Source organism: Halostagnicola alkaliphila, assembly GCF_055379965.1.
The window spans coordinates 229,151-249,295 of sequence record NZ_AP043827.1 but is presented as its reverse complement, the minus strand read 5'-3'; the positions used below and the strand labels follow the sequence as shown (position 1 = coordinate 249,295).

Sequence of the window (20,145 nt, the reverse complement as noted above, 5' to 3'; positions counted from 1 at the left end):
GCCGATCTAGACGAGAAGGAGCAACATGATCGTCAGAATCACCGTCAGTACCAACACGGTGAGACCGATACCCGCTCGGAGATGGATCGTCGACGGACGGCCGCCGTCCGCCGGTTGGCGTTCCTCGAGATCGACCACCCAGTTCGGCAAGCGGTGGCCGAAGGCATCGACCGCCAGCACGGGATTGTTTCCGATCCAGTAAACGTGGCGAACGAGGCCGACCGCGGCGGCGTCGACGGCGCGGTAGGTTTCCGTGACAGCCACCATCGATCCGCGACCGATGTAGTAGGTCGCCGGGTTGACGAGCATTGCAGGATCACCGAAGTCGATTTTCGAGAGCGGCTTGCGGATGAGCTTGAATCCAACTACCGAAATAGTAAACAACATCACGAAGTCCCAGAGGTGGCCGGGGCTGTACGGATCCAACGTATCTTCCGTCCCAGCAACGGTTATCGCAGAGCCGTCAACTAATGGGAGAAGATCCGTGAAGACCGGCCATCCGATCGCAGGGAGACCGAGAACGAGACAGGCTCCGCCGACGGAGAACATTGCGACAGTCTGGCCCGATTTTGCGTCTTTGACCTCGCGATCGCTTGGCCCGTGAAGGAAGACGTAGTACCCGAGCTTAATGAACGAGAGGAACGTTCCGATTGCACCGATGAAGAGTAACCAATAGAGCGCTTGATACTCGGGGCCGCCAAAGTACCCCGAGGAAGCGTCAAGCACCATTCCTTTACTCACAAATCCACTGAACCCGGGAACGGCGGTAATCGAGAGCGCACCGACGAGGAAGGCGATGGCAGTGAGTGGCATCTCTTTCCAGAGCCCGCCGAGTTTGTACAGGTCGTTCTCACCGGTTCGGTAGATGACGACACCGACGGCCATGAACAGCAGACTCTTGTAGAGAATATTGTTGAACAGGTGGCCCATCGCACCGGCGATCCCGATCGCGGACCCGATTCCGATCCCCGCAACCATATAGCCAAGCTGGGCTTGGATGTGGTACGAAAGCAGGGCTCGCATATCGTGCTGGAGTAAGGCGAAGACGACGCCGTAGACCGCCATCAGTCCGCCCATGTAGGCGAGATAGAGATGTCCGTCGGGGAACGCGCGATAGAGGATCAACGCGCTCGTTTTCGTCGTGAACGCCGCGAGGAACACCGACGTCGCGAAGTGTGGCTTTGGATACGTGTCCGGAAGCCAGGTGTGAAACCCGATGAACGCCACGTTCACACCGATTCCGAGGACCGCAAGTAGTGCGGGTACTGTGTGTGCGATCCCGACGCCGTCGGCGACACCGGCACCGTACGTGAACGATCCGACCTGCGCGTAGTGGGCTGTAACGGCGAACAGCAGAAGGCTCCCGCCGATACCGTGGGCGATGGCGTACCGGTAGCCCGAACGGATGGCGTCACCGCCGTAGTTCCAGATCAACAGGGTGCTCGTTACGGCCATCAGTTCCCACATGAACACCAACACGAGCCAGTCGCCCGCAAACGTCGCACCGATCGCCGAAGCGACGTACGCGAGGGCGAAGGCTCCCTGCACTCGAGACGCGTCACTCGAGTAGGCGTAGATCACGGCGAAGGTTCCGAGAAAGCCGAGCCCGAGCCCGACAAGTCTGCTAAAGTCGTCGACGAAGAACGGCTGAACGTCCGCGAATCCGAGGAATGTCGTCGTGAGGTACTCGCCCTCGGGAACGAGGTACGCGATAGCCGTCACGGCTGCGAGACTCAACGCCCCGACTGCGTAGCCGAGCACTCTCGGCAAGACGAGCATGAGAAGCGCTGCTGTGAAGACGATCAGCGGTGGATACGCGTGTGTGAGAATATCGAGTTCTGTCATGGTAGCACCTCTCCGGTGACTTCTTCGACGACAAAGCTAACCAGTTCGAGGAAGACCGCGTAGTCCGGAACGACCCCGAGTACGACCGCGCCGGTCACGATCACGGAAATCGGCATCAGCATGAGCCACGTGCTCTCGCTGAACGGCGAGTGGCGTTTCCAGCCGCCCGGCGGCGCGCCGCCGTGATGGTGATCGTCGTGGTCGTCATCGTCGTGGTGATCAGCTTCGCCGTGGTGGTCGACGTGGTCCCCTCGAGCGTCCGAACTCGAATCGTCGTTGTCGGCCGACGGACCGAACGGAACGTCCGCATCGCTCGGGTTCATGTCGACCGCGAATCCGTCGTCTTCATCGGTTGTTTCGTCGCTCTCGTCGCCTTCATCTGCGCGGTCACCGCCGTCGGTCGCGACGCCTTGCTCGCCGGGCATTACGCCGTAGGATTCGCGCTTGCCACCCGGCGGGAACTCGAGCAACGGTTTCGCGTCGTGGCGATCCTCGCTCTCGAAGAACGCGGTGTAGACGACCGGCCACAGGTACGCGATGTTGAGGATTCCCGAAATGATGAGCGCGAGCGCGAAGGGCCAGTAACCGACGTCCATCGCCCCGATGAGCATGTAGAACTTGCTCACGAAGCCGGCGACGAGCGGAATACCGGCCATCCCTGCCGCTCCGATAGCGAACGCCGACATCGTAAGCGGCATGCGTTTGCCGATGCCAGCCATCTCACTAACGTAATCGGTGTGCGTCTCGACGTGGACCGCACCGGCACAGAAGAACAGGGTGAGCTTTCCAAACGCGTGGGCAGGGATATGGAACAACGCTCCCAAAATCGCGAAGGGGTGAAGCATCGAGAGCCCGAGCACGATGTAGGAAAGCTGTGCGGTGGTCGAGTACGCCAGCCGACGCTTGAGGTGATCCTTTCGGAGCGCGATGATACTCGCGGCGAGTAACGTAAACGCCGCCAGTATCGCGACGGGAACGTTCAGCCCGACTTCGCCGACCGCTGGGACCGAGAGCGGCAGGTCCCGAATCGTCTCGACGCCGTAGACGTCGAGGATCACGCGTGCGACACCGAACGCACCGGACTTGACGACCGCCACAGCGTGAAGCAGTCCGGAAACGGGTGTCGGCGCAACCATCGCGTCGGCGAGCCAGGAGTGAAGCGGCATTACTGCCGCCTTCACGCCGAATCCGGCGATCAGAAGGAAGAACGCGGCCTGTGCATAGATTTGGTTGTCTTCCTCACCGGCGGCTTCGGCGACCGCTTCCATGCCTCCCGTCTGGAAGGCGACGGTGGGATCACCGACGCCCGACGTGAGCCAGTAGATCAGAACGGTGCCGGCCAAGAGGAAGACGCCCCCGCCAAAGAACGTGTACGTGAGGTACTTTCGACCGGCGATACGAGCCTCGTCGTCCTCGTTGTGAGCGACCAGCGGGTAGGTCACCAGCGAGAGGAGTTCGTAGAAGACGAAGATCGTCACCAGATTCGCCGAGAACGCGATCCCGACCGCGGTCGACAAACTCGCCGCGAAGGCGGCGAAGAACCTCGTCTGGGCGTGTTCGTCGAGCCCGCGCATGTAGCCGGTCGCGTAAAAGGAGGTGAAGATCCAAAGGAAACTCGCGAGCAACGCGAACAGCATGCCGAGTCCGTCCGCCTCGAGAGCGAAGTCGATCCCCGCGACGAATTCCACGCCGGTCGAGTCCGAAAGACTCCACCGGTAGGTGTCGCCGCCGAGTACGCCGGGAAGCATACTCACGACGATTCCAAATTTCGCGAGGGCGGCCAGAACGGACCAGCTTTCACGAACGTTCGGATGGCGATACGACGCAATAATCAACACCATCGCGATCGCCGAGACCAAGACGGCCGCGAGCGGACGAATGGAAGTAATCGGATCAGTCATCAGTTAAACACCTCCTCGACGAACGGATCGAGCAGTTCGAAGAGTACATCACCAGCGAATCCGAGGACGACTGCGATGATCGCAACGGAAACCACCAGTGCGAGCATCCCCAGAGAAACTGCCTCCGGTGAGCCTCGAGTTCGCGAACTGGCTCCACCGTCGGTTGCGATCGGGGAGGGCGACCCCGAATTGCTCGGATGATGCGAACCGGGATCGGCATCCGGAGCCGGTGTAAAGTACATCTTCTCGAGCAGCCGAGCGGCGTACGCCAGCGTCAGCATGGTGCTAAGGAAGATGACGGCCGCGACCGACCAGGCCTGAGCTTCGACCGCACCGACGGCGATGTACCACTTGCCGATGAAGCCGGCTGACGGTGGGATACCGATAAGGGCGATGAGCAAGACGGCCATCCCGGCGGACGGGATCGGTCGATTGTGTGCTAGTCCGGCGTATTCGTTGACGGTCCGTGCGCCGTAGCCGATCGCGATGACGCCTGCGGCGACGAACAATCCAGCTTTCATCACGCCGTGACCGATCAGGTGGATAATCGCTCCGGTCAACGCCGTTTCGGTGACGACGCCGTAGGCGGCGACGACGAGACCGAACTGGGAGACCGACGAGTACGCCAGCATCCGCTTTATGTCCTGTTGAATAACGGCGAGCGTACTCCCCGCGATAACGCTAATCGATCCGACGGTGACGACTGCTTCCCTCGCGTACGGCGTCTGAATCAAGAACTCGGGTCCGAAGACATCGAACATGATTCGTGCGAGCGCGTACGCGGAAGCCGTCGAAACCAGTGCGGCGATCAGCGGCGTCACGCCGTCGGGTGCGTGTTGATAGGCGTCGGGCTGCCAAGTGTGAAGCGGCCACTGGGCGACCTTGATCGCGAAGCCGACGAAGATAAAGGCGAAGGCGGCCCGAACGAGGGTCAGTTGTTGCTCGTCGAGTCCGCCGTTCTGAATGACGTCGGCCAACTCCATCATGTTCAGCGTCCCTGTCGCCATAAACAGGAAGCCGACACCGATCAGGTAGATCGATGCGCCAACGGTACCGAGGATGAGGTACTTGAGCGCCGCGACGGCCGATTCGGGGCCGTCGCCGCTCGAGATCAAAGCGTACGTTCCGAGCCCGACGATCTCGAGGAAGACGAACATGTTGAACACGTCGCCGGTGAGCGTGAGTCCGAGAAGGCCACCGACGAGTAACAGGTAGCCGGTGTAAAACGTGTTCCCGCGCGGGCCGCCCAAACGGGTAAACGCGAGCAAACCGGCCGCAGTCGCCGTGATCAGGACGATGATGAGCATCGAAAGCTGATCCGCGACGAGGACGATCCCGAACTGCTCGTCCCACCCGCCGAGTCCGTAAATTTCTGCCGACTGGGTGCGATAGACGTGATGGGCCAGGTAGACGCTCGCTGCGAAGAGACCGGTCGTCGTAAGTGCGGTAACGGACCAGCCCGTTCGCTCGAATCGAAGACCGAGCACGATAGGGAGCGTGGCCAAGAGGATCGGAGCGACGACGAGCAACACCGGGATCAGTTCGACGTTACTCATCGGATCGCACCTCCCGAAGGGTGTCCTCGCGGAGCGTGCCGTACTCCGAATAGATTCGAACGATCAGCGCGAGACCGACCGCGGTGAGCGCGACCCCGACGACGATCGCCGTGAGCACGATCACGTGTGGAAGTGGACTGGAAACGAGGAGCTCCCCTCCCGGGTTCGCATCTGCCGGGACGACGGGCGAGTCTCCGCCCTCGACGTACGCCACCGAAACGAAGAACAGGAATATCGCCGTCTGGAACAGATTGACGCCGATTAGCTTCTTGACCAAATTCTCGTTGGCGATCATCATGTAAAGTCCCACACCGAGCAGGACGAACATCAGGACGTAGGCGTACCGTGTAGCAAGTAAGTCAATCATCGTCAATCACCTCAGCGGGGTCTCGAGTACGGCGTTCGGGCGTGAATCCTGCCGCGGTCGCGAAGAACAGCGTGACGACGACACCAGCGACGATCAGCGCGATTCCGCCGATCTCGATCGCTTCCATCCCCCAGACCGTTCCGTCGGGGATGCCGAGTTCCGTCTCAAACAGTCTGTACTCGAGGAACGAGCCCCCGAGGGCGATGGTCGCGAGACCGACGCCGACGAAAATGGCAACACCGCCCGCGATCAGACCGACGATCGCGGAATTACTGAGCCATTTTCGAGTCGGCTCGATACCGAAGGCGAAAGCGAGCATCAGGACCGTAACCCCGATAATCGCACCACCTTGGAAACTCCCGCCGGGCGTGTCAGCCCCGTGAAGAGCCATGAACATGCCGTACGTGAACGTAAACGGAGCGATGATCTTCACGGAGGTTAGGATAACCTGACTCTCCGTGTAGGTGTCATCGTACTGGTCCGCCATCAGACGAACACCTCCCGTTTGAGGACCACCAAAACGGCGATCCCCGCGGCGAAGACGACGACCGCCTCACCGAACGTGTCGAATCCACGGTAGGATGCGAGAACGGCAGTAACAGCGTTTTGAACGCCAGTATCATCGTAGGCGTTCTGGATATAATACTGGGTAACATCCTCGTTTGCCCACGCCGGGGCGCTCTGGGATCCGACCTCGTACATTTCGGGCAACACGGTTGCCAACATGACGAGGACGAAGCCGCTCACGACGACGACCGCCGGGACGTTGACACGTTCGAACAGTTGATCCGTGGGCGGGCGCGACGTTCGCGCGATAGTCAGCAACAACAAAATCGTCGTCACACCGGCGCCGATCGCGGCCTCGGTCATGGCGACGTCCGGCGCGAGCAGGTACGTGTACAAGATTGCCATCCCCAGGCTGTAGGCTCCGAAGACGACGATAGCAGAAAGGACGTCACGGAACAATGCAGTCACGACGGCGGCGAGCAGGATAAACACCGCGAGCGTGTAGGCGACTGCGCTCATTGCTCATCACCTTCTGTTTCCTCATCGTCTTGCTCCCACGGCGTGACGCCCGATTCGGCCGCAGAACGCGCTATCGCGTGGGCCGCTGTCGGGTTCGTGATGAACACGAAAAACAACAACAGGACGGTGTAGGCCGTTGCGTTCTGCCAGCCAAGCGCCAGCGCGACGGCCGCGAGTGCCAGTCCCGCTCCGAGGGTGTCAGTCTGGGACGCCGTGTGAGCACGCGCGAAGATATCCGGTAATCGAAGCACGCCCACCGTCGAGACGAACGTGAAAAACAGCCCGAAGGCTAACAAGATAACGATAGCCATGAACTGCACGTCCGTCAATAGGGAGACGATGTCCGTCATAGCACCCCACCTCGTTCGACCGTAAACTTCGAGATGGCGATAGCCATCAGGAAGTTGAGCAACGCGTAGATCAGTGCAACGTCGAGGAACCACGGTTGATCGAGCCCGGCTGCGAGCAGGGCGAGGATCACGACCGTGTTCGTCCCGAGAACGTTCACGGCAAGCAATCGGTCCTGCGTCGTCGGCCCCGCGATGGCGCGATAGAACATCGCGATCGCGAGAACGACGAACAGGGCCGCCGTCACGAGAAAGATGTCATTAATGAGTTCAGTTGTCACAGTTCATCACTCTCGATTATTTCGGTGTCACCGCGTTCTTTTGGCGTCGCGATGGACGCGGAATCGCGTCCGTGGAACACGAACCGGACCGCACGCTCGAGACTGCCGTCGAACAGATCCTCGCGGGCGCTCGGGATCAGCGTGTGAACGATCAGCCGTTGATCGTTCGCTCGCACGGCGAGCGTTCCTGGCGTGAGCGTGATGCTGTTTGCGAGCGCGAGCAACGGAAGGCCACTGCGAACGCGGGCGTTGACCCGCGTTAGCGAGGGATCGATCGGCATTGACGGTCGCAGGATAACGACCGAAATAGCCAGGTTGGCCTTGACGATCTCGAAGATCAAATACGGCACATAGAGACCGAATCGGAGGGTCCGAAGCGGAGACTTGATCCGATCGGGAGCGACAGTGAAGGTGATATTTGAGAGCGTAAGAGAGACGATACCCGCGACGGCCGCACCCGTTACGAGATCGAACCAGTACGTCGGGTCGCCCAGAACGAGGTAAAAGCCGTAAGAAATCCAGAAAAGGGCGAACATTCGGTCGAAACTCGCCTGTCCGACGAGTCGTTCGTGCTTTGCCGGTCGTTCGACCGGGGCTTCGTCGTACTCGAGGCCGACGTTCGACAGCTCGCGCTCCAGCGGCTGGAGCATCGGTGCCGTCACGCCGGGGCGATATTCCGGATCGAGGACGACGCAGTCGATGCCGTGCTCCTCGGCGTACGCCGCAAATTCTTCAGCGTAGTCTCGGGGACCGAAGAGGTATTCCGTCGTTCCGAGAACGGCCGTTTCGACCGAAACGCTCGCACTGCCGGCGTCCTCGTGGACCCAACTGGCCGCCCGCTCGAGGAGCTGTTCGGCCTCGTCGATAATCGATTCCCCTGCTGGGCCGTCACCGTCGTGTGGAATCGCGACAACGAGGTGACAGTCGAGTTCGTCAGCGTCCTCGAGAGCGGACTGGACGGCATACCCGACCGTCTGACGGACAGTGACCGTGTCCGACAGCGGAACGAGTATCTTGTTACCCGCCACAGCACGTCCCTCCGGAAGCCCGTCGTGTGTTTGTCATGGCGTTACTGTTGTTACTCGACTCAAGCGGTACCCGTAGGAAAACTATTTCGTTATGAACCGGATACGGAGGCGGCTTAGCGGAATAATTGCATTATTCATCACGGGACGGAAACCGCGTCGGAGAATTGTATTGACCGAATGTATTGGTTAAAGTCGAAATGAGCAACATCTGTCAATATATGGCGGTGAGGTAGTATGGCTGGGAGGGCGATGAAAGCGTCGCAACAATCCGGAACATCAAGTAAGCTTTTAGTAGATAAATTATAATTGTTTACTGTGTCTATGAATCGAGGACGGCCAGCGGCAAGGGAGAAGAAATGAAGCGACGAACGGCCGAACAGCGTGAGCGACTCGAGCAGTTCATCTTCGTCTGTACGAACGATCGAGATTCGGAGTACGCCTGTTGTGGTGATGTCGGCGCAACGGAAACGCTCGAGGCCATCAAGTCCTGGCTCCGAGAACGAAACGCCTTCTGGTCGCCGATCGGCGTTACCACGACGGCCTGTCTCGCACTCTGTAGCGACGGGGGGACGGCGATAACGATTCAACCTCGAAACGAGTGGTACTCCGACATCCAACCCGAAGACGTTCCGGCGTTGCTCGAAGCCGAGTTCGGACCGGACGCTGATCGAGTTGGCGAGTTTCGTAGCGACGAGAGTCAAAACGAACTTTGAGTGTCCAAAATTCGTATTCTACGGGTCATGGATACAGATCCGCGAAAACTGCTGTCCGCTGGCCAACTCAATGGAAATCACGAACGACATCTCCAGCCGACAAATTTCGAGGGATAACCGGGTGTTCGATATAGCACCTCGAGACGGCTCTCGACTCCGAAGGGAACGTTCCTTCGAGAGGTTTACTTATCCGGCGTTCGCATCGAGATCTATGAGCATCTACTCGAGGGTTCGGCCGCTCGCGTTCAAACTTCCGGCCGAGACAGCCCACGAACTCGGAAAGGGGGCACTCCGGGTGGCACAATCGACGCGGCCGACAAAAGCCGGGCTCGCCGCCGCGTATCGGTACGAGGATCCCGCTCTCGAGATCGAACGGTTCGGGACGCAGTTTTCGAACCCGGTCGGCGTCGCGGCCGGGTTCGACAAGAACGCGGAAGTTACCCACGCGCTCTCTGCGCTCGGGTTCGGGTTCGTCGAAATCGGAACCGTCACGCCGTACCCACAGGAGGGCAACCGGCGACCGCGGCTGTTTCGCCTCCGAGAAGACGAGGCGATGGTCAATCGAATGGGATTCAACGGTCACGGAATGGAACGCGTCACGGAACGACTCCAGCGAGACGGGCTTCCGTCGATTCCACTCGGCGTCAATATCGGCAAAATGAACACGTCGGGTGAGCGCGAGGCGATCGAAGATTATCGGCGCGTTTTCGACCGACTCTCGCCGTTTGCGGACTACGTCGTCGTCAACGTTTCCTGTCCGAACACGCCGGAGGAGTTCGACGAATCCTCCCCCGAACACCTACGGGCGGTTTTCGAAACGATCGAAGCCGAAAACGACCGCAACGTTCCGATCCTCGTCAAAATCGGCCCCGATTCCCCCGACGAATCGATACTCGAGCTGGTCGACATCGTCGAGGAGTTCGATCTCGACGGCATCATCGCAACGAACACGACGACCACCCGAGACGGACTCGAGTCGCCGAACCAACAAGAGTGGGGCGGGCTGAGCGGCGCGCCGCTCGAGGATCGGTCGACCGAAATTATTCGAACGATCGCCGGACACACCGACTTACCGATCGTCGGCGTCGGTGGCGTGGATTCGGCCGAAAGCGCCTACGAAAAGATTAGAACCGGCGCTTCGCTGGTCCAATTATACACCGGTTTCGTCTACAACGGCCCGTCAACTGCCAAGGAAATCAACAGGGGACTGGTCGGATTGCTCGCACGCGATGGCTTCCGATCCGTCGAAGAAGCGGTAGGCGCAGATGTTTCGTAACGGTGATTGGAAAGACACGTTCGTTGTGGGGAATGAGGGACGAAATCAGTTCCCGAGAACTTCATCAGTTATCTGGATTCCCCGGGTGAGAGAATAACTTCGGTATCGAAGGCACCAAATAGTGAAGGTTTCGAGGACACCAAGTCGAAAACTACAGTTTGTGACGGAATGCTCGCAATGCATTGTGACCAGTGTCCGTCAGAGAGACCTGTTTGGATCTGCCGACGGATTCGACCTGAACGTATCCGTTGTCGACGAGCGGCGTAATCACCCGATTGTTCAGCAGTGCAAATTTCGCTTTGTCGTTTGCAGGCTCGGATCTCGTGATAAAGTCGAGTTCGGCTTCCTCTGCGAACGTAATGAGATCGCTCTTTTTCGGCGTGTACGTCGAATCGTCCGTATCGTCGACGTAGTTCAGTATCTGCACCTGATCTTTCGTCGGCGTTTCGAGGGGATAGGAGGGGAGCTGCTCGGCCATCCGCATCCCCTCCGTTCGTGGCGTCTCTGCAACGGGGTGAGATCTGGACTCCGGATGGACGTGATACCCGCTCGCGTCGGTGGCCATACAGGCCAATGCAGCGCCGATCGCAGCCAGTTTCGGGCCGCTCGAGACGTTGATTCGAACGATGTCGTCGGTATAACTATCGGCGATCGTCGTGATTTCGCCCAAAACATCGTACATATCCCCGAGGTCGATTTCCTGGAAATGGACGGACACACCGCGTTCAGTGAGCGTCGTTTCCAATGCCCTGTGGTAATCGAGCGGTTCCTGTTTGGTGTCACGAAGTAGATAGAGTATATCTGCGTTGTACTCCAGAACTGGCTCTTTGATTCGATCGAATTCGTACCCCAACGGAGCGATGTGAACTTCGACGATGGACCGAAGTTCCGTCTCTCGTGTCATTGTAAATAGTATAGATAGTACAGATACTATAGTAGTATCGATTGTTTCGATAGTTTCGTGATAGAATTGAATATACGATGGGCTGTACGACCAGATATGAGACAAACAACCGACACACCCGAAACCGAGATCGACTTTGCTGACGTCATATCCCTCTTTAGTGACGAATACGCGGCAGAGATTCTCGAGGCGATCAAAGAGAGTCCGTCAACAGCGGCCGAACTCCGAGAGCGTTGTGAGGGATCGAAGGTCACGATCTATCGGCGGCTGAACAGCCTCGAGGACGCCGGCCTCATCACGTCCGGCGTGAAAGTCCAGGTTGACGGTAATCACTGTAAGGTCTACCACCCGGTTGTCGACCGAGTCACAATCACGATTACCGACGACGGATTCGACGCGGAGATCGATCGGCGGTAGACTCCCTCTCGAAGTCGTGTTCCGATACGAAGTTTGATCGCAATACAAGCCAGTAAACGGCTTTCAAAGCGGGCGTCTCAGTGGAAAAGTTCGGTCGACAGGCAGGCTACTGAAAGTCCCACAAGAGCTCTGCCGTCTCTTTTCGTTCTCGATACTCCCTCCGGGCCCACGATACCGCGTTCGGGGTGTCGTTAGAAATAACGCCCTCGAGGCCAGCGGAACTGTAAACGGTGATTCCAGCGTACTCCCCGTCCGGGAGATCGAAAATCCAGACCGCGAACGAATCGCTCAAATCCGTCAGAAAGAGGGAGCCGTTGTCGGCTTGTATCAATTCGCGCAACTTCTGAACGCGACTCGCGTCGAGTGAATCAAATACCGTATTATCTAGTACGAGCTCACAGAACAGTCCATTATTATCTACCGACTGTGAAATGTCGTCGAAGAACTTCGGAAAAACAGCAGGGCCCGTCCCGTGTAGTGCATTCGCGGCGTTGACAGTATCGCTGCTCTCGTCGAGTATTTTCCACGGGTGTTTGGGATCAGCAACGTCGATCGTTGCGCCACGGAGAAGATCGATCGAGACAGAGTCGAGGCCGATAACGTCCAATAGCGGTGTCGCCTCCTGAATTTGACTGATGGTTGTCCTAAATTCGCATCGGGCTTCGAGTGCCAGTCGACCGGTCTCAGTCAGTTGAAATCGAGAATCGACTTTTTCGACGCAATCTCGGTCCAATAAATCAGAAATACCACGATCGATTGTCGATCGAGAAACGCCAGTATGGTCGACGAGTTCCGGTTTCGTACTTGGAGCGTCGACCAGCGCCTCGAGTAATTCCTGTCGCTGAAGGAGTGCCCGTTCCATTGTATCTTCGACCACCAACCTTACTTCTACCGTGGACAGGGACTCGTATATATCCCGTGGCCGAGAGACGGTACGTCTCGAAAACCGACGGAAGGAAGGAGAACAACCGGCGGATATTCTATTGTAATGAGTCACGAATACCTGCTGTATACAGGGGAATTTCGATACCGCCCTTCCGACCACCGATGTGCGGTGAGCGGCCGATTAAGTCCTCTTCGGCCCTATATCGAGTCTGACACCGCTGAAACCGGTAATCCCCGGTCTGGCGATCGAATCAGTGCCATCTTCCTGGCGGTCACGTGGACGGCTGTTTCCGAAAGGATGCGAAGTGAACGACAGTGACCATCCGCTCTTAGCCGAACGTCACAACAGGTGACTGCCTAGTGCCGAATTGTTTTACGAACCACACTAAGGAGAGGCCAAACCGCATGCGCGTCCAAAGAGCACCCCCTCCGAGGAGGTGTCCGCTCGAGTACAATCACGCCGCGTCGTCGAACAGCCCCATATCGTCGGCGATTAGATTGGCCAGCGAATCCGCCACATCGGGATCGACGACCGCCAGTTCTTCGCCGTCGTGTAATCGCTCGTTGTGGCCCGTGAGCGTCTCCGCCAGATCGGGAAGGGCCACTCGAGCCGTCGTATCGCACTGTTCGCAAACGATCGGGACGTGAGGCTGGTCCTCGGAGTCGTTCGGCATAATCAGGTAGGATCTTCACCGGTACCCATCAAAACGTCCCCGATTTCCTGTTTGGAAGGGCAGGACATTGGATTCTTTACTGAACGCGTTAGAAGTCGTGTATGCACGTCGTCGTCAACGCTGCGATGAGCGCGGATGGAAAACTCTCCTCGAGACGCCGCGAACAGGTGCGAATCAGCGGAGACGAAGATTTCGCCCGCGTCGACCGCCTCCGTGCGGACAGCGATGCAATCGTCGTCGGCGTCGGAACGGTGCTCGCGGACGACCCTCGGCTTACCGTCAAACAGAGCGAACACCGGAAGCGCCGCGTCGAGGCCGGAGAGCCGGCAAATCCCGCACGCGTTGTCGTCGACTCGAACGCCAGAACCCCACCGGACGCGCGGGTCGTCGACGACGAGGCTCAGACGTATCTCTGCGTCGCTGAAAGCGCGCCGGTCGAGCGCCGAATGGACCTCTCCGAGCGAACAACGCTCATCACGGCCGGTGACGACCGCGTCGACCTCCTCCGGGCCTTCGCCACGCTCCAGCAAGACGGCCTCGAGGAAATTATGGTCGAAGGCGGCGGCGAGCTTATCTTTTCCCTCCTCGACGACGGGCTGGTCGACGAGCTACTGGTCTTCGTCGGCCCACAGATCATCGGCGGGCGCGACGCCCCTTCGCTCGCCGACGGAGACGGCTTCGTCGAAAACTATCCGGAACTATCCCTCGAAGGGATCGAGAAACTCGACGACGGCGTCCTGTTGAAATGGGCCGTTCAGTACTGAAGGAAATTTGATTCGACGATGAACGGATACCGAATCGATCGCTCGGAGACGAGGTTCCCGCCACACCTTTCCTCGTCGACCACCGAGTAGGGGTATGGCTCAAGCGACATTCGGTGGCGGATGTTTCTGGTGCGTCGAAGCGGCGTTCGAGCAACTCGAGGGAGTAGCGTCGGCGACGTCGGGCTACGCCGGTGGCGACACCGATAACCCGACCTATCGAGAGGTCTGTTCGGGAACGACGGGTCACGCCGAAGTCGTCCAACTGGAGTACGACCCGGAGACGGTTAGCTACGAGAAACTGCTCGAGGTGTTCTTTACGATTCACAATCCGACGACTCGCGACCGAGAGGGACCCGACGTCGGGTCGCAGTATCGGTCGGCTATCTACGCTCACGACGACGGCCAACTCGAACTCGCGGAGTCGTTCGTCGAGGCCCTCGAGGCCGAAGGCGGTTACGACGACCCCATCGTCACGGAGATAGAACCGCTGGAGACCTTCTACGAGGCCGAGGAGAAACACCAAAATTACTTCGAGAAGAACCCGAACGACGCGTACTGTTCGATGCACGCGGCTCCCAAAATGGAGAAGGTTCGCGAACGGTTCGCCAAACAGGACGCGTAACGTTCTTTCGTTCACGAAAAGCGAACGGCTCTCGTTGAGGTTCGTGGTGTTTGCATCCCCATCACGAGGGACAGATATCTCTCGAACAGCAGCGAGGGCAGGTCTCTCAAGCATACCGCTGATACTTTCGGCTGTAAATCGTTCACGATTCTCACCGCCCCGGGGATGCGGGATTATTCACATAGTTATAGCTGAGGGGAGAAACACAGTAGTTTCCCTGCCAGTGCAATAATAGAAAATCCGTCCCCTTCTATGAAGTGGGTTTTATCAGAAATGGGATGCATCTACATAGTCCTGATAAATCCGACATGTATGACGACGGGCGGAAACTACTCCCCGTGTTGGAGGTACTGACGGCCCTCTTCAGTTTCTGCAAGGATATCGTCAAAAATCGCCGCCTCGGTCTGGAACTTGTGGACGCTGTGGAGCATCGTGTTATGAAACTCGGCGATGAGTTCGCCGTGGGCTTTGAAAAACTCGTGGACCCAGCGTTCCATCTGATCGTTCGTCCTGAACTGCGTGATACAGTGCCAGTGATAGTTGCTGTCTGCGGTGAAAAACATCAAGATATGCGGATCGTTCATCAGATCTTGGTAGCACGCTCTCCAGTTGTCCTCGAAGTTCGGAAAGTTGAACGCGATTCGAAACTGATAATGCATGAAAATTTCACGGTTCGGAAGGATCGTTTCCCGAAATATTTCTTCCTCGGACATCGTCCGAAGGATTTCGTTGATACGGTTATGAGAAAGGGTTATTCCGTACTCGGACTCCAGAACCTGGCTGAGTTTTCGGGTCGATGCCGTGGGATGGTCCACTCTCGCCTTGAGGATAACGATGTCGCGCGGTGCGACATCGAACGAATCGTCTTCTACCATTGTAGTTCTATGTAGTCCAGTCGTAATAAAAAGCTATCTACAACAAGAGAGGGCATTGTTCAGGTTAGCTGATTCCAGCAGTGCTCGAAGCTCTAAAGCCATTTTTCGGCCGTTTTCGGATCGGCGGTTTTGGAGGGATTTCTCAACTGGTACGTTGACGTTTACTTCTGGAAGACACGTTCAACGCTGTTGGGTCAACCGTGACGTTCGTACCGAAACTCACAGCCTTGGCAGGTGAGCGCAGCTTTCAGCTACTCGGCGGAATCACTGGGAAACACTGCCTCGTCGACGTCGTGTTTTCCGCTGAGTTCGTCGGACTCGAGTTCAGAGTCCGATTCATAACGGCCACAGTGCCGTGCGTATGGAAGCCGACTCACTCGAGGGCCATGCCACGCAGTCGGGACAGTGGCCCTTCGGGGAACAGCTGAAAGAACGCGGCCCGTCCCAGCGCGAGGACACCCAGCACACCGCCGAACAACGGCGGCCAGATCGACGGGGAAACACCGCCGACCGAGGCTAGGTAGTGGACGTACACGGTTGCGCCGACCCAAAACAGGACGTACGCGGCGAGTGATCCGAGGACGACCGAGGCGAGGACTCGAGTCACCGCCGTGTCACCGGGCCGAATCCGATCGCCGGCACCGAGAACTGCCGACCCGAGTCGGATGCCGTGTGCCAGCGCACCGACCAGCACGGACAGGGCGAGGAGTCCGGGAACGAGTATCGCGACTGGGAGCCAAACCAGTCCGAGGACCGACTCGAAAAGAATCGGGGATTCGGTTACGACCCCGGCCGCCAACAGGACTGCGAGGACGGCCAGGACGGGTTCAGCTACTCGTCTTTTTGTTGGACTCTCGAGGTGAGCGGTACTCATGACGTGTGACCTAGATTATGTTTTGGGGATAATGAATGTACTGTCGATTGGGGGTTGGTGGGTGTCTCGAGGGAGAGAGTGTCATATAACGGGTCTCACACCTACTATGTGGGCACCCAGATTCGACAAGCACAGGGAACTCACAGTTCGCACAACCCAGTGTCACTACCTATTTATTATTCTTCGCCAGATTGAGTGTATGTTGAGAGATAACGGAACGGAAAATGGACTTCTCAAAAGGGAGACTGTATTGTATCTCGTCTCTGTTGGGTATATCCTCATCTTGGCTGGCTTACTTTACAGTATTACCACTCAATCATGGAACGTATTCTCTGCACTCGTAATTATCGGGGTTTTCCTCACAATCCCGTTGAGGTTACTAACGTAGCCGGTCAGTTCGCACACCTACTCATCGACTAATTCACCGTAGAAGTGGATGTAATCATCAACGTGGGAAGACTTCTACGACACCCTCTCGAGGGAGCTAACGAATTACGGAGATCGGCGGGAAGACAGTCTCGTCGCAATCGCACTAGGTGGCTCACGGCAGTACGGCAGGCTTCGACCACCTTGATGGTACGATGGAGTGTGAGTGGGGCGACTCGAGGTATCTCGTGTAGATTGCTGTGTTGGAAAAAGGAAGTGTCGGAACACGTGGAACCGTGATTGGATGGGGGTGTGATTAACATCACCCAATCAAAATACACCGCACCGCTCCGCGCCAGCGGAGCAGAAACAACAGACACCCCGCCCCGTTGGGGGAAGAAAGTTTGAGCAAAGAGGTATACAGTTAATAAATCAAGATGCCTGTTGTTTTTCTAATTCATCATTCAATTCGGGTTTTTTCGCATCACAACCTCTATTTCTGTTCATAATATCATGGTTTATCACTACTTTCGGTTGTTGTCGATGGTCTCCGTAAATCAGCCTGAATGTAAACAGCAGAAAGCTGAACAAGAGTATTACCGCTATTGTAAAGAAAAAGGTTGGCCCCAAGTCCATATTTGTGCTTGGTTCGCGGCTACACCTGCAAGACCTGCAGTAAAAAGGCGTAATGCTTCGTGAACATCCCGGGGTGCATATTCTCTTATTGACTCTAATTTACTCTTGATCATATATTAGCTATATTGTGACGTTTTATAGAAAAGGTCTGGTTCTATATTTTGAATGATTGTTCCATCCTCATGGTGCCTTAGAAGTTACACCCCTGTGCCCGGAGGTCACACGCTGACAAAATCCGTTCCGCATATCTGTACACGAAGGAGGACTGATCGTGTGCATAACTGGAATCCACTATACAACTACCTATAGAGTAGCTTTGCTCCATCTTTCACATGGAGTAAAGACTAGATCATTGCGAGATATAGAGTCCGTGTTCACTAGCAGGTAACTGCGTCCTGAGTAGATAGCCGGAACAAAGATCCATGACACCAATCAATAATATGGGTTCTTTATTTAGAAGTGTACTGACACTGGAATGGGTTGTTCGGTAAGTACACCTGCGAACTGACCAGGAAAGAAACTAATACCGCGATAGTATCTGTTTATCGTATGGGAAAGTGGCTTCGAGTGTGGACAAAGATATACCACTATCACTACCCAATTATCGGGTTTTTTGGACTGATTGCGACAGTGATGTTATCCCGCCCGGGAATTCACCTGATTACTGTTGGACCACTACGTTTCGATGTCTTCTACGTCGCAATTGTTTCGTTCGGTGTTCTACTGGTATTGTTCGAGGAATACGACCTCGAAGACTACAATCTCGAGTCACTTGGGTCGGATAAGTGATTCACCAATATTGAACGCGAGTTTTACGTCCCACTCTGAATAAAGAAACCGTACTACCAACTACTGTTATTCGGTATCTCCAACTGGCTCGAGTGCGCTCGAATCAAGTTCTCGTTAAGAAAGACTCCCGCCGTCAGTGATCCGATAGAGGCCTTGAGCGACACGCTCGACAAGCCCATCGGTAGCCACCTTCGAGAGACGATTGCCTGTGTAGTTGGCGACTGTGACGTCCAGTTGCTCGAGGGCTCGAGCATCGCGGATCATACGTTAGTGATAGTTTGGTTTTCCGGCAAGTCATAAAAACGTGTGACTGGGTCGTTTCCGGAAAGTGTCTCGATAATATTGGATAATAGTTGGCTTAGAGGCTTCTACCGGCTAACTATCTCTCGTGAAGAGAACTCGTTAGGACTGTCTCCGGAAATTCCTGGTTTCCTAGGCTGAGACTGCGGTGATCAGACCGATGGACGAACATCGTGTTTTCGAGTACCGTTGATAGTGATCCGAGAGGACTCTGACTGCTGTTAGCCCAGTTGTGTGACTTGCGCAGACAGATACTCTTGCAGGGCTGTGACCGTCTCTGTTGAGACAGCTGACGCCCCGAAATCACTCCGATATCCGTGCTTGAGATCTTCGCTTTCTAAAATCTCGAGGCCACGCTCGAGTTGGTCCCGAAGGCCATCTTCGTCTCCCCGCTGCAGGTGGGGTGTGACGGTTTCCAAGTCAATCTCTTCTGCGACCGCTAAGACGTCTCGAAGATCTGTCTCGCGGCCACTGTGAAGCTTTGCTGCCACGAGAACGGCCCCATCGATAACTCTGGCACTCGTCGTAACTGTCCCGCCGTTTACTTCTTGTTCGTGGCTGTGGTCGAACAGATACTCGAACGACCACTGTGCCTCCGTCTGTCGACAGCCAAGTCCGTTCACCAGCAAATCGAAGCCGATCGGTTGCTGGGGTGCAAGTCTCTTTTCGTACTCGATCACTTCTGTGTCGTAAAACCACTCCTTGGCGTGACTGTCCGTTTCCTCGAATCCACGGGTTTCGAGAAACTCGGCAAACGCCGCTTTGGAATTCGGTGCAACGACGATATCGAGGTCTGTCGAAAAGCGCGCGTTGAACGCTGACACAGCGTAGCCGCCGACAAGTACGTACCCGTGGTCACTCTGGGTGAGTTCTTCGAGGAGTTCGATGAGCGCATCACTCCGATTGTGGAAACTCATGATTGGGCCCGCTCACTCTCTCGGTAGGCAACACCGAGGTCGAGATCATCGTACATCCGGTCGACCATCGCGAGGGCAGACTGGAACTGCGCGTAATGTTCTCGCATATACTCGATCGTTTCCGCTCGTGGAATGACCGGATAGCCTTCGACATGGTCGATCTCGAGTGATGGCTGAGGATCGAGCACAATCTGCAGCGGCTCTGTGAGCTCGTCTCTCGGTTGACGCTCAAACGCGGTGGGGAGATCGAATGACTCGAAGAATGCCTCCCAGTGGTGGACGTCTTGCTCGCGAACGGCAAGGAACAACGGATAGTCGTCGGGATCACGTCCAACCTGGTACCCGCCCTGCGTCCACACGTAGACGGCGTCGATCCGTGTGAACGCGTACGGCCACGCTCCGAATTGTGGGATGACGTATGCCTCTTCGATCGATGGTGGACTGACGCTGGCACTCGCGGCTACCAGTTCGCGGGCCGCGTCACGTACGCGGTCGTCAACGACGGAGAGGCCGTCATCGTACTGGACGTACCCAGCTTCCTCGAGCCGGTTAACGGCCTGTCTGACCGTCTCGTAGGGCATGTGGAGATGCTGTGCGACACGGCGGATGGAGTCGTCACTCTCTATAGCGAGGATGGCTCGTGCCGCCGTGTCGTCGAGTACCTCGTACATCTGTTAGTTACCAATAATCCGGTTACAGTTAAATATCTTACTCGAGGATGCCTTCTCTCGTGGTGAACTGCGGACCAATTCATGTAGCTCTCTCAGAACGGATTCTCATTA

The 20,145-nt window shown here is 56.8% G+C and carries 21 protein-coding genes; 5 read left to right on the top strand and 16 right to left on the bottom strand.

The window, feature by feature from the left end; all coding sequences use genetic code 11:
- Positions 1–6 precede the first annotated feature (6 nt).
- The 9 genes from ACZ5C7_RS23235 to ACZ5C7_RS23195 are packed head-to-tail and all read right to left on the bottom strand — an operon-like array spanning position 7 to position 8,351.
- Positions 7–1,845 (bottom strand): Na(+)/H(+) antiporter subunit D, encoded by a 1,839-nt coding sequence (locus ACZ5C7_RS23235; RefSeq protein ID WP_464378546.1) that lies wholly within the window; start codon positions 1,843–1,845, stop codon positions 7–9.
- Complete coding sequence (locus ACZ5C7_RS23230; RefSeq protein WP_464378545.1) at positions 1,842–3,746, bottom strand: proton-conducting transporter transmembrane domain-containing protein; 1,905 nt, start codon at positions 3,744–3,746, stop codon at positions 1,842–1,844. The genes ACZ5C7_RS23235 and ACZ5C7_RS23230 overlap by 4 nt, the downstream gene beginning before the upstream one ends.
- On the bottom strand, positions 3,746–5,302 hold the full coding sequence (locus ACZ5C7_RS23225) for a proton-conducting transporter transmembrane domain-containing protein (protein ID WP_464378544.1): 1,557 nt from the start codon (positions 5,300–5,302) through the stop codon (positions 3,746–3,748). Before ACZ5C7_RS23225 ends, ACZ5C7_RS23230 begins: the two co-directional genes overlap by 1 nt.
- On the bottom strand, positions 5,295–5,669 hold the full coding sequence (locus tag ACZ5C7_RS23220; RefSeq protein WP_464378543.1) for a cation:proton antiporter subunit C: 375 nt from the start codon (positions 5,667–5,669) through the stop codon (positions 5,295–5,297). Before ACZ5C7_RS23220 ends, ACZ5C7_RS23225 begins: the two co-directional genes overlap by 8 nt.
- Positions 5,662–6,156, bottom strand: a complete 495-nt coding sequence (locus ACZ5C7_RS23215; RefSeq protein ID WP_464378542.1) for an MnhB domain-containing protein — start codon at positions 6,154–6,156, stop codon at positions 5,662–5,664. The genes ACZ5C7_RS23220 and ACZ5C7_RS23215 overlap by 8 nt, the downstream gene beginning before the upstream one ends.
- Complete coding sequence (locus tag ACZ5C7_RS23210; protein WP_464378541.1) at positions 6,156–6,695, bottom strand: DUF4040 domain-containing protein; 540 nt, start codon at positions 6,693–6,695, stop codon at positions 6,156–6,158. The genes ACZ5C7_RS23215 and ACZ5C7_RS23210 overlap by 1 nt, the downstream gene beginning before the upstream one ends.
- Positions 6,692–7,045 carry a monovalent cation/H(+) antiporter subunit G gene (gene mnhG, locus ACZ5C7_RS23205; RefSeq protein WP_464378540.1) on the bottom strand — a complete coding sequence of 118 codons (354 nt, stop codon included), beginning with the start codon at positions 7,043–7,045 and terminating at the stop codon, positions 6,692–6,694. Before mnhG ends, ACZ5C7_RS23210 begins: the two co-directional genes overlap by 4 nt.
- On the bottom strand, positions 7,042–7,323 hold the full coding sequence (locus ACZ5C7_RS23200; RefSeq protein ID WP_464378539.1) for a cation:proton antiporter: 282 nt from the start codon (positions 7,321–7,323) through the stop codon (positions 7,042–7,044). Before ACZ5C7_RS23200 ends, mnhG begins: the two co-directional genes overlap by 4 nt.
- Positions 7,320–8,351, bottom strand: coding sequence for a monovalent cation/H+ antiporter subunit E (locus ACZ5C7_RS23195; RefSeq protein WP_464378538.1), 1,032 nt, complete (start codon positions 8,349–8,351; stop codon positions 7,320–7,322). Before ACZ5C7_RS23195 ends, ACZ5C7_RS23200 begins: the two co-directional genes overlap by 4 nt.
- A gap of 356 nt (positions 8,352–8,707) precedes the next feature.
- Between ACZ5C7_RS23195 and ACZ5C7_RS23190 the strand changes: the two genes are divergently transcribed.
- Positions 8,708–9,064, top strand: coding sequence for a (2Fe-2S) ferredoxin domain-containing protein (locus ACZ5C7_RS23190; RefSeq protein ID WP_464378537.1), 357 nt, complete (start codon positions 8,708–8,710; stop codon positions 9,062–9,064).
- Between the two features lie 211 nt (positions 9,065–9,275).
- Positions 9,276–10,340, top strand: a complete 1,065-nt coding sequence (locus ACZ5C7_RS23185; RefSeq protein WP_464378536.1) for a quinone-dependent dihydroorotate dehydrogenase — start codon at positions 9,276–9,278, stop codon at positions 10,338–10,340.
- 151 nt (positions 10,341–10,491) lie between these two features.
- Here ACZ5C7_RS23185 and ACZ5C7_RS23180 read toward each other — a convergent pair whose 3' ends face one another.
- Positions 10,492–11,244: an HFX_2341 family transcriptional regulator domain-containing protein gene (locus ACZ5C7_RS23180; RefSeq protein WP_464378535.1), complete on the bottom strand. Its 753-nt coding sequence runs from the start codon at positions 11,242–11,244 to the stop codon at positions 10,492–10,494.
- Between the two features lie 96 nt (positions 11,245–11,340).
- Between ACZ5C7_RS23180 and ACZ5C7_RS23175 the strand changes: the two genes are divergently transcribed.
- A complete protein-coding gene (locus ACZ5C7_RS23175) occupies positions 11,341–11,661 on the top strand; it encodes an ArsR/SmtB family transcription factor (protein ID WP_464378534.1) in 321 nt (106 codons plus the stop codon).
- 106 nt (positions 11,662–11,767) lie between these two features.
- Here ACZ5C7_RS23175 and ACZ5C7_RS23170 read toward each other — a convergent pair whose 3' ends face one another.
- Together ACZ5C7_RS23170 and ACZ5C7_RS23165 are read right to left on the bottom strand one after the other, a co-directional pair.
- Positions 11,768–12,523 carry a helix-turn-helix transcriptional regulator gene (locus tag ACZ5C7_RS23170; protein WP_464378533.1) on the bottom strand — a complete coding sequence of 252 codons (756 nt, stop codon included), beginning with the start codon at positions 12,521–12,523 and terminating at the stop codon, positions 11,768–11,770.
- Between the two features lie 478 nt (positions 12,524–13,001).
- Positions 13,002–13,220: a hypothetical protein gene (locus ACZ5C7_RS23165; RefSeq protein ID WP_464378532.1), complete on the bottom strand. Its 219-nt coding sequence runs from the start codon at positions 13,218–13,220 to the stop codon at positions 13,002–13,004.
- A gap of 101 nt (positions 13,221–13,321) precedes the next feature.
- Between ACZ5C7_RS23165 and ACZ5C7_RS23160 the strand changes: the two genes are divergently transcribed.
- The gene (locus ACZ5C7_RS23160; protein ID WP_464378531.1) at positions 13,322–13,984 is read left to right on the top strand and encodes a 2,5-diamino-6-(ribosylamino)-4(3H)-pyrimidinone 5'-phosphate reductase; all 663 of its coding nucleotides are present in this window, start codon (positions 13,322–13,324) and stop codon (positions 13,982–13,984) included.
- A gap of 94 nt (positions 13,985–14,078) precedes the next feature.
- The gene (msrA, locus tag ACZ5C7_RS23155) at positions 14,079–14,606 is read left to right on the top strand and encodes a peptide-methionine (S)-S-oxide reductase MsrA (protein ID WP_464378530.1); all 528 of its coding nucleotides are present in this window, start codon (positions 14,079–14,081) and stop codon (positions 14,604–14,606) included.
- Positions 14,607–14,935: 329 nt separating this feature from the next.
- Here msrA and ACZ5C7_RS23150 read toward each other — a convergent pair whose 3' ends face one another.
- The 4 genes from ACZ5C7_RS23150 to ACZ5C7_RS23135 form a co-directional block, all read right to left on the bottom strand.
- Positions 14,936–15,481, bottom strand: coding sequence for a helix-turn-helix domain-containing protein (locus tag ACZ5C7_RS23150; protein WP_464378529.1), 546 nt, complete (start codon positions 15,479–15,481; stop codon positions 14,936–14,938).
- Positions 15,482–15,854: 373 nt separating this feature from the next.
- Complete coding sequence (locus ACZ5C7_RS23145) at positions 15,855–16,355, bottom strand: hypothetical protein (RefSeq protein ID WP_464378528.1); 501 nt, start codon at positions 16,353–16,355, stop codon at positions 15,855–15,857.
- 2,312 nt (positions 16,356–18,667) lie between these two features.
- On the bottom strand, positions 18,668–19,363 hold the full coding sequence (locus ACZ5C7_RS23140) for a hypothetical protein (protein WP_464378527.1): 696 nt from the start codon (positions 19,361–19,363) through the stop codon (positions 18,668–18,670).
- The gene (locus ACZ5C7_RS23135) at positions 19,360–20,034 is read right to left on the bottom strand and encodes a helix-turn-helix domain-containing protein (RefSeq protein WP_464378526.1); all 675 of its coding nucleotides are present in this window, start codon (positions 20,032–20,034) and stop codon (positions 19,360–19,362) included. Before ACZ5C7_RS23135 ends, ACZ5C7_RS23140 begins: the two co-directional genes overlap by 4 nt.
- Between the last annotated feature and the right edge of the window lie 111 nt (positions 20,035–20,145).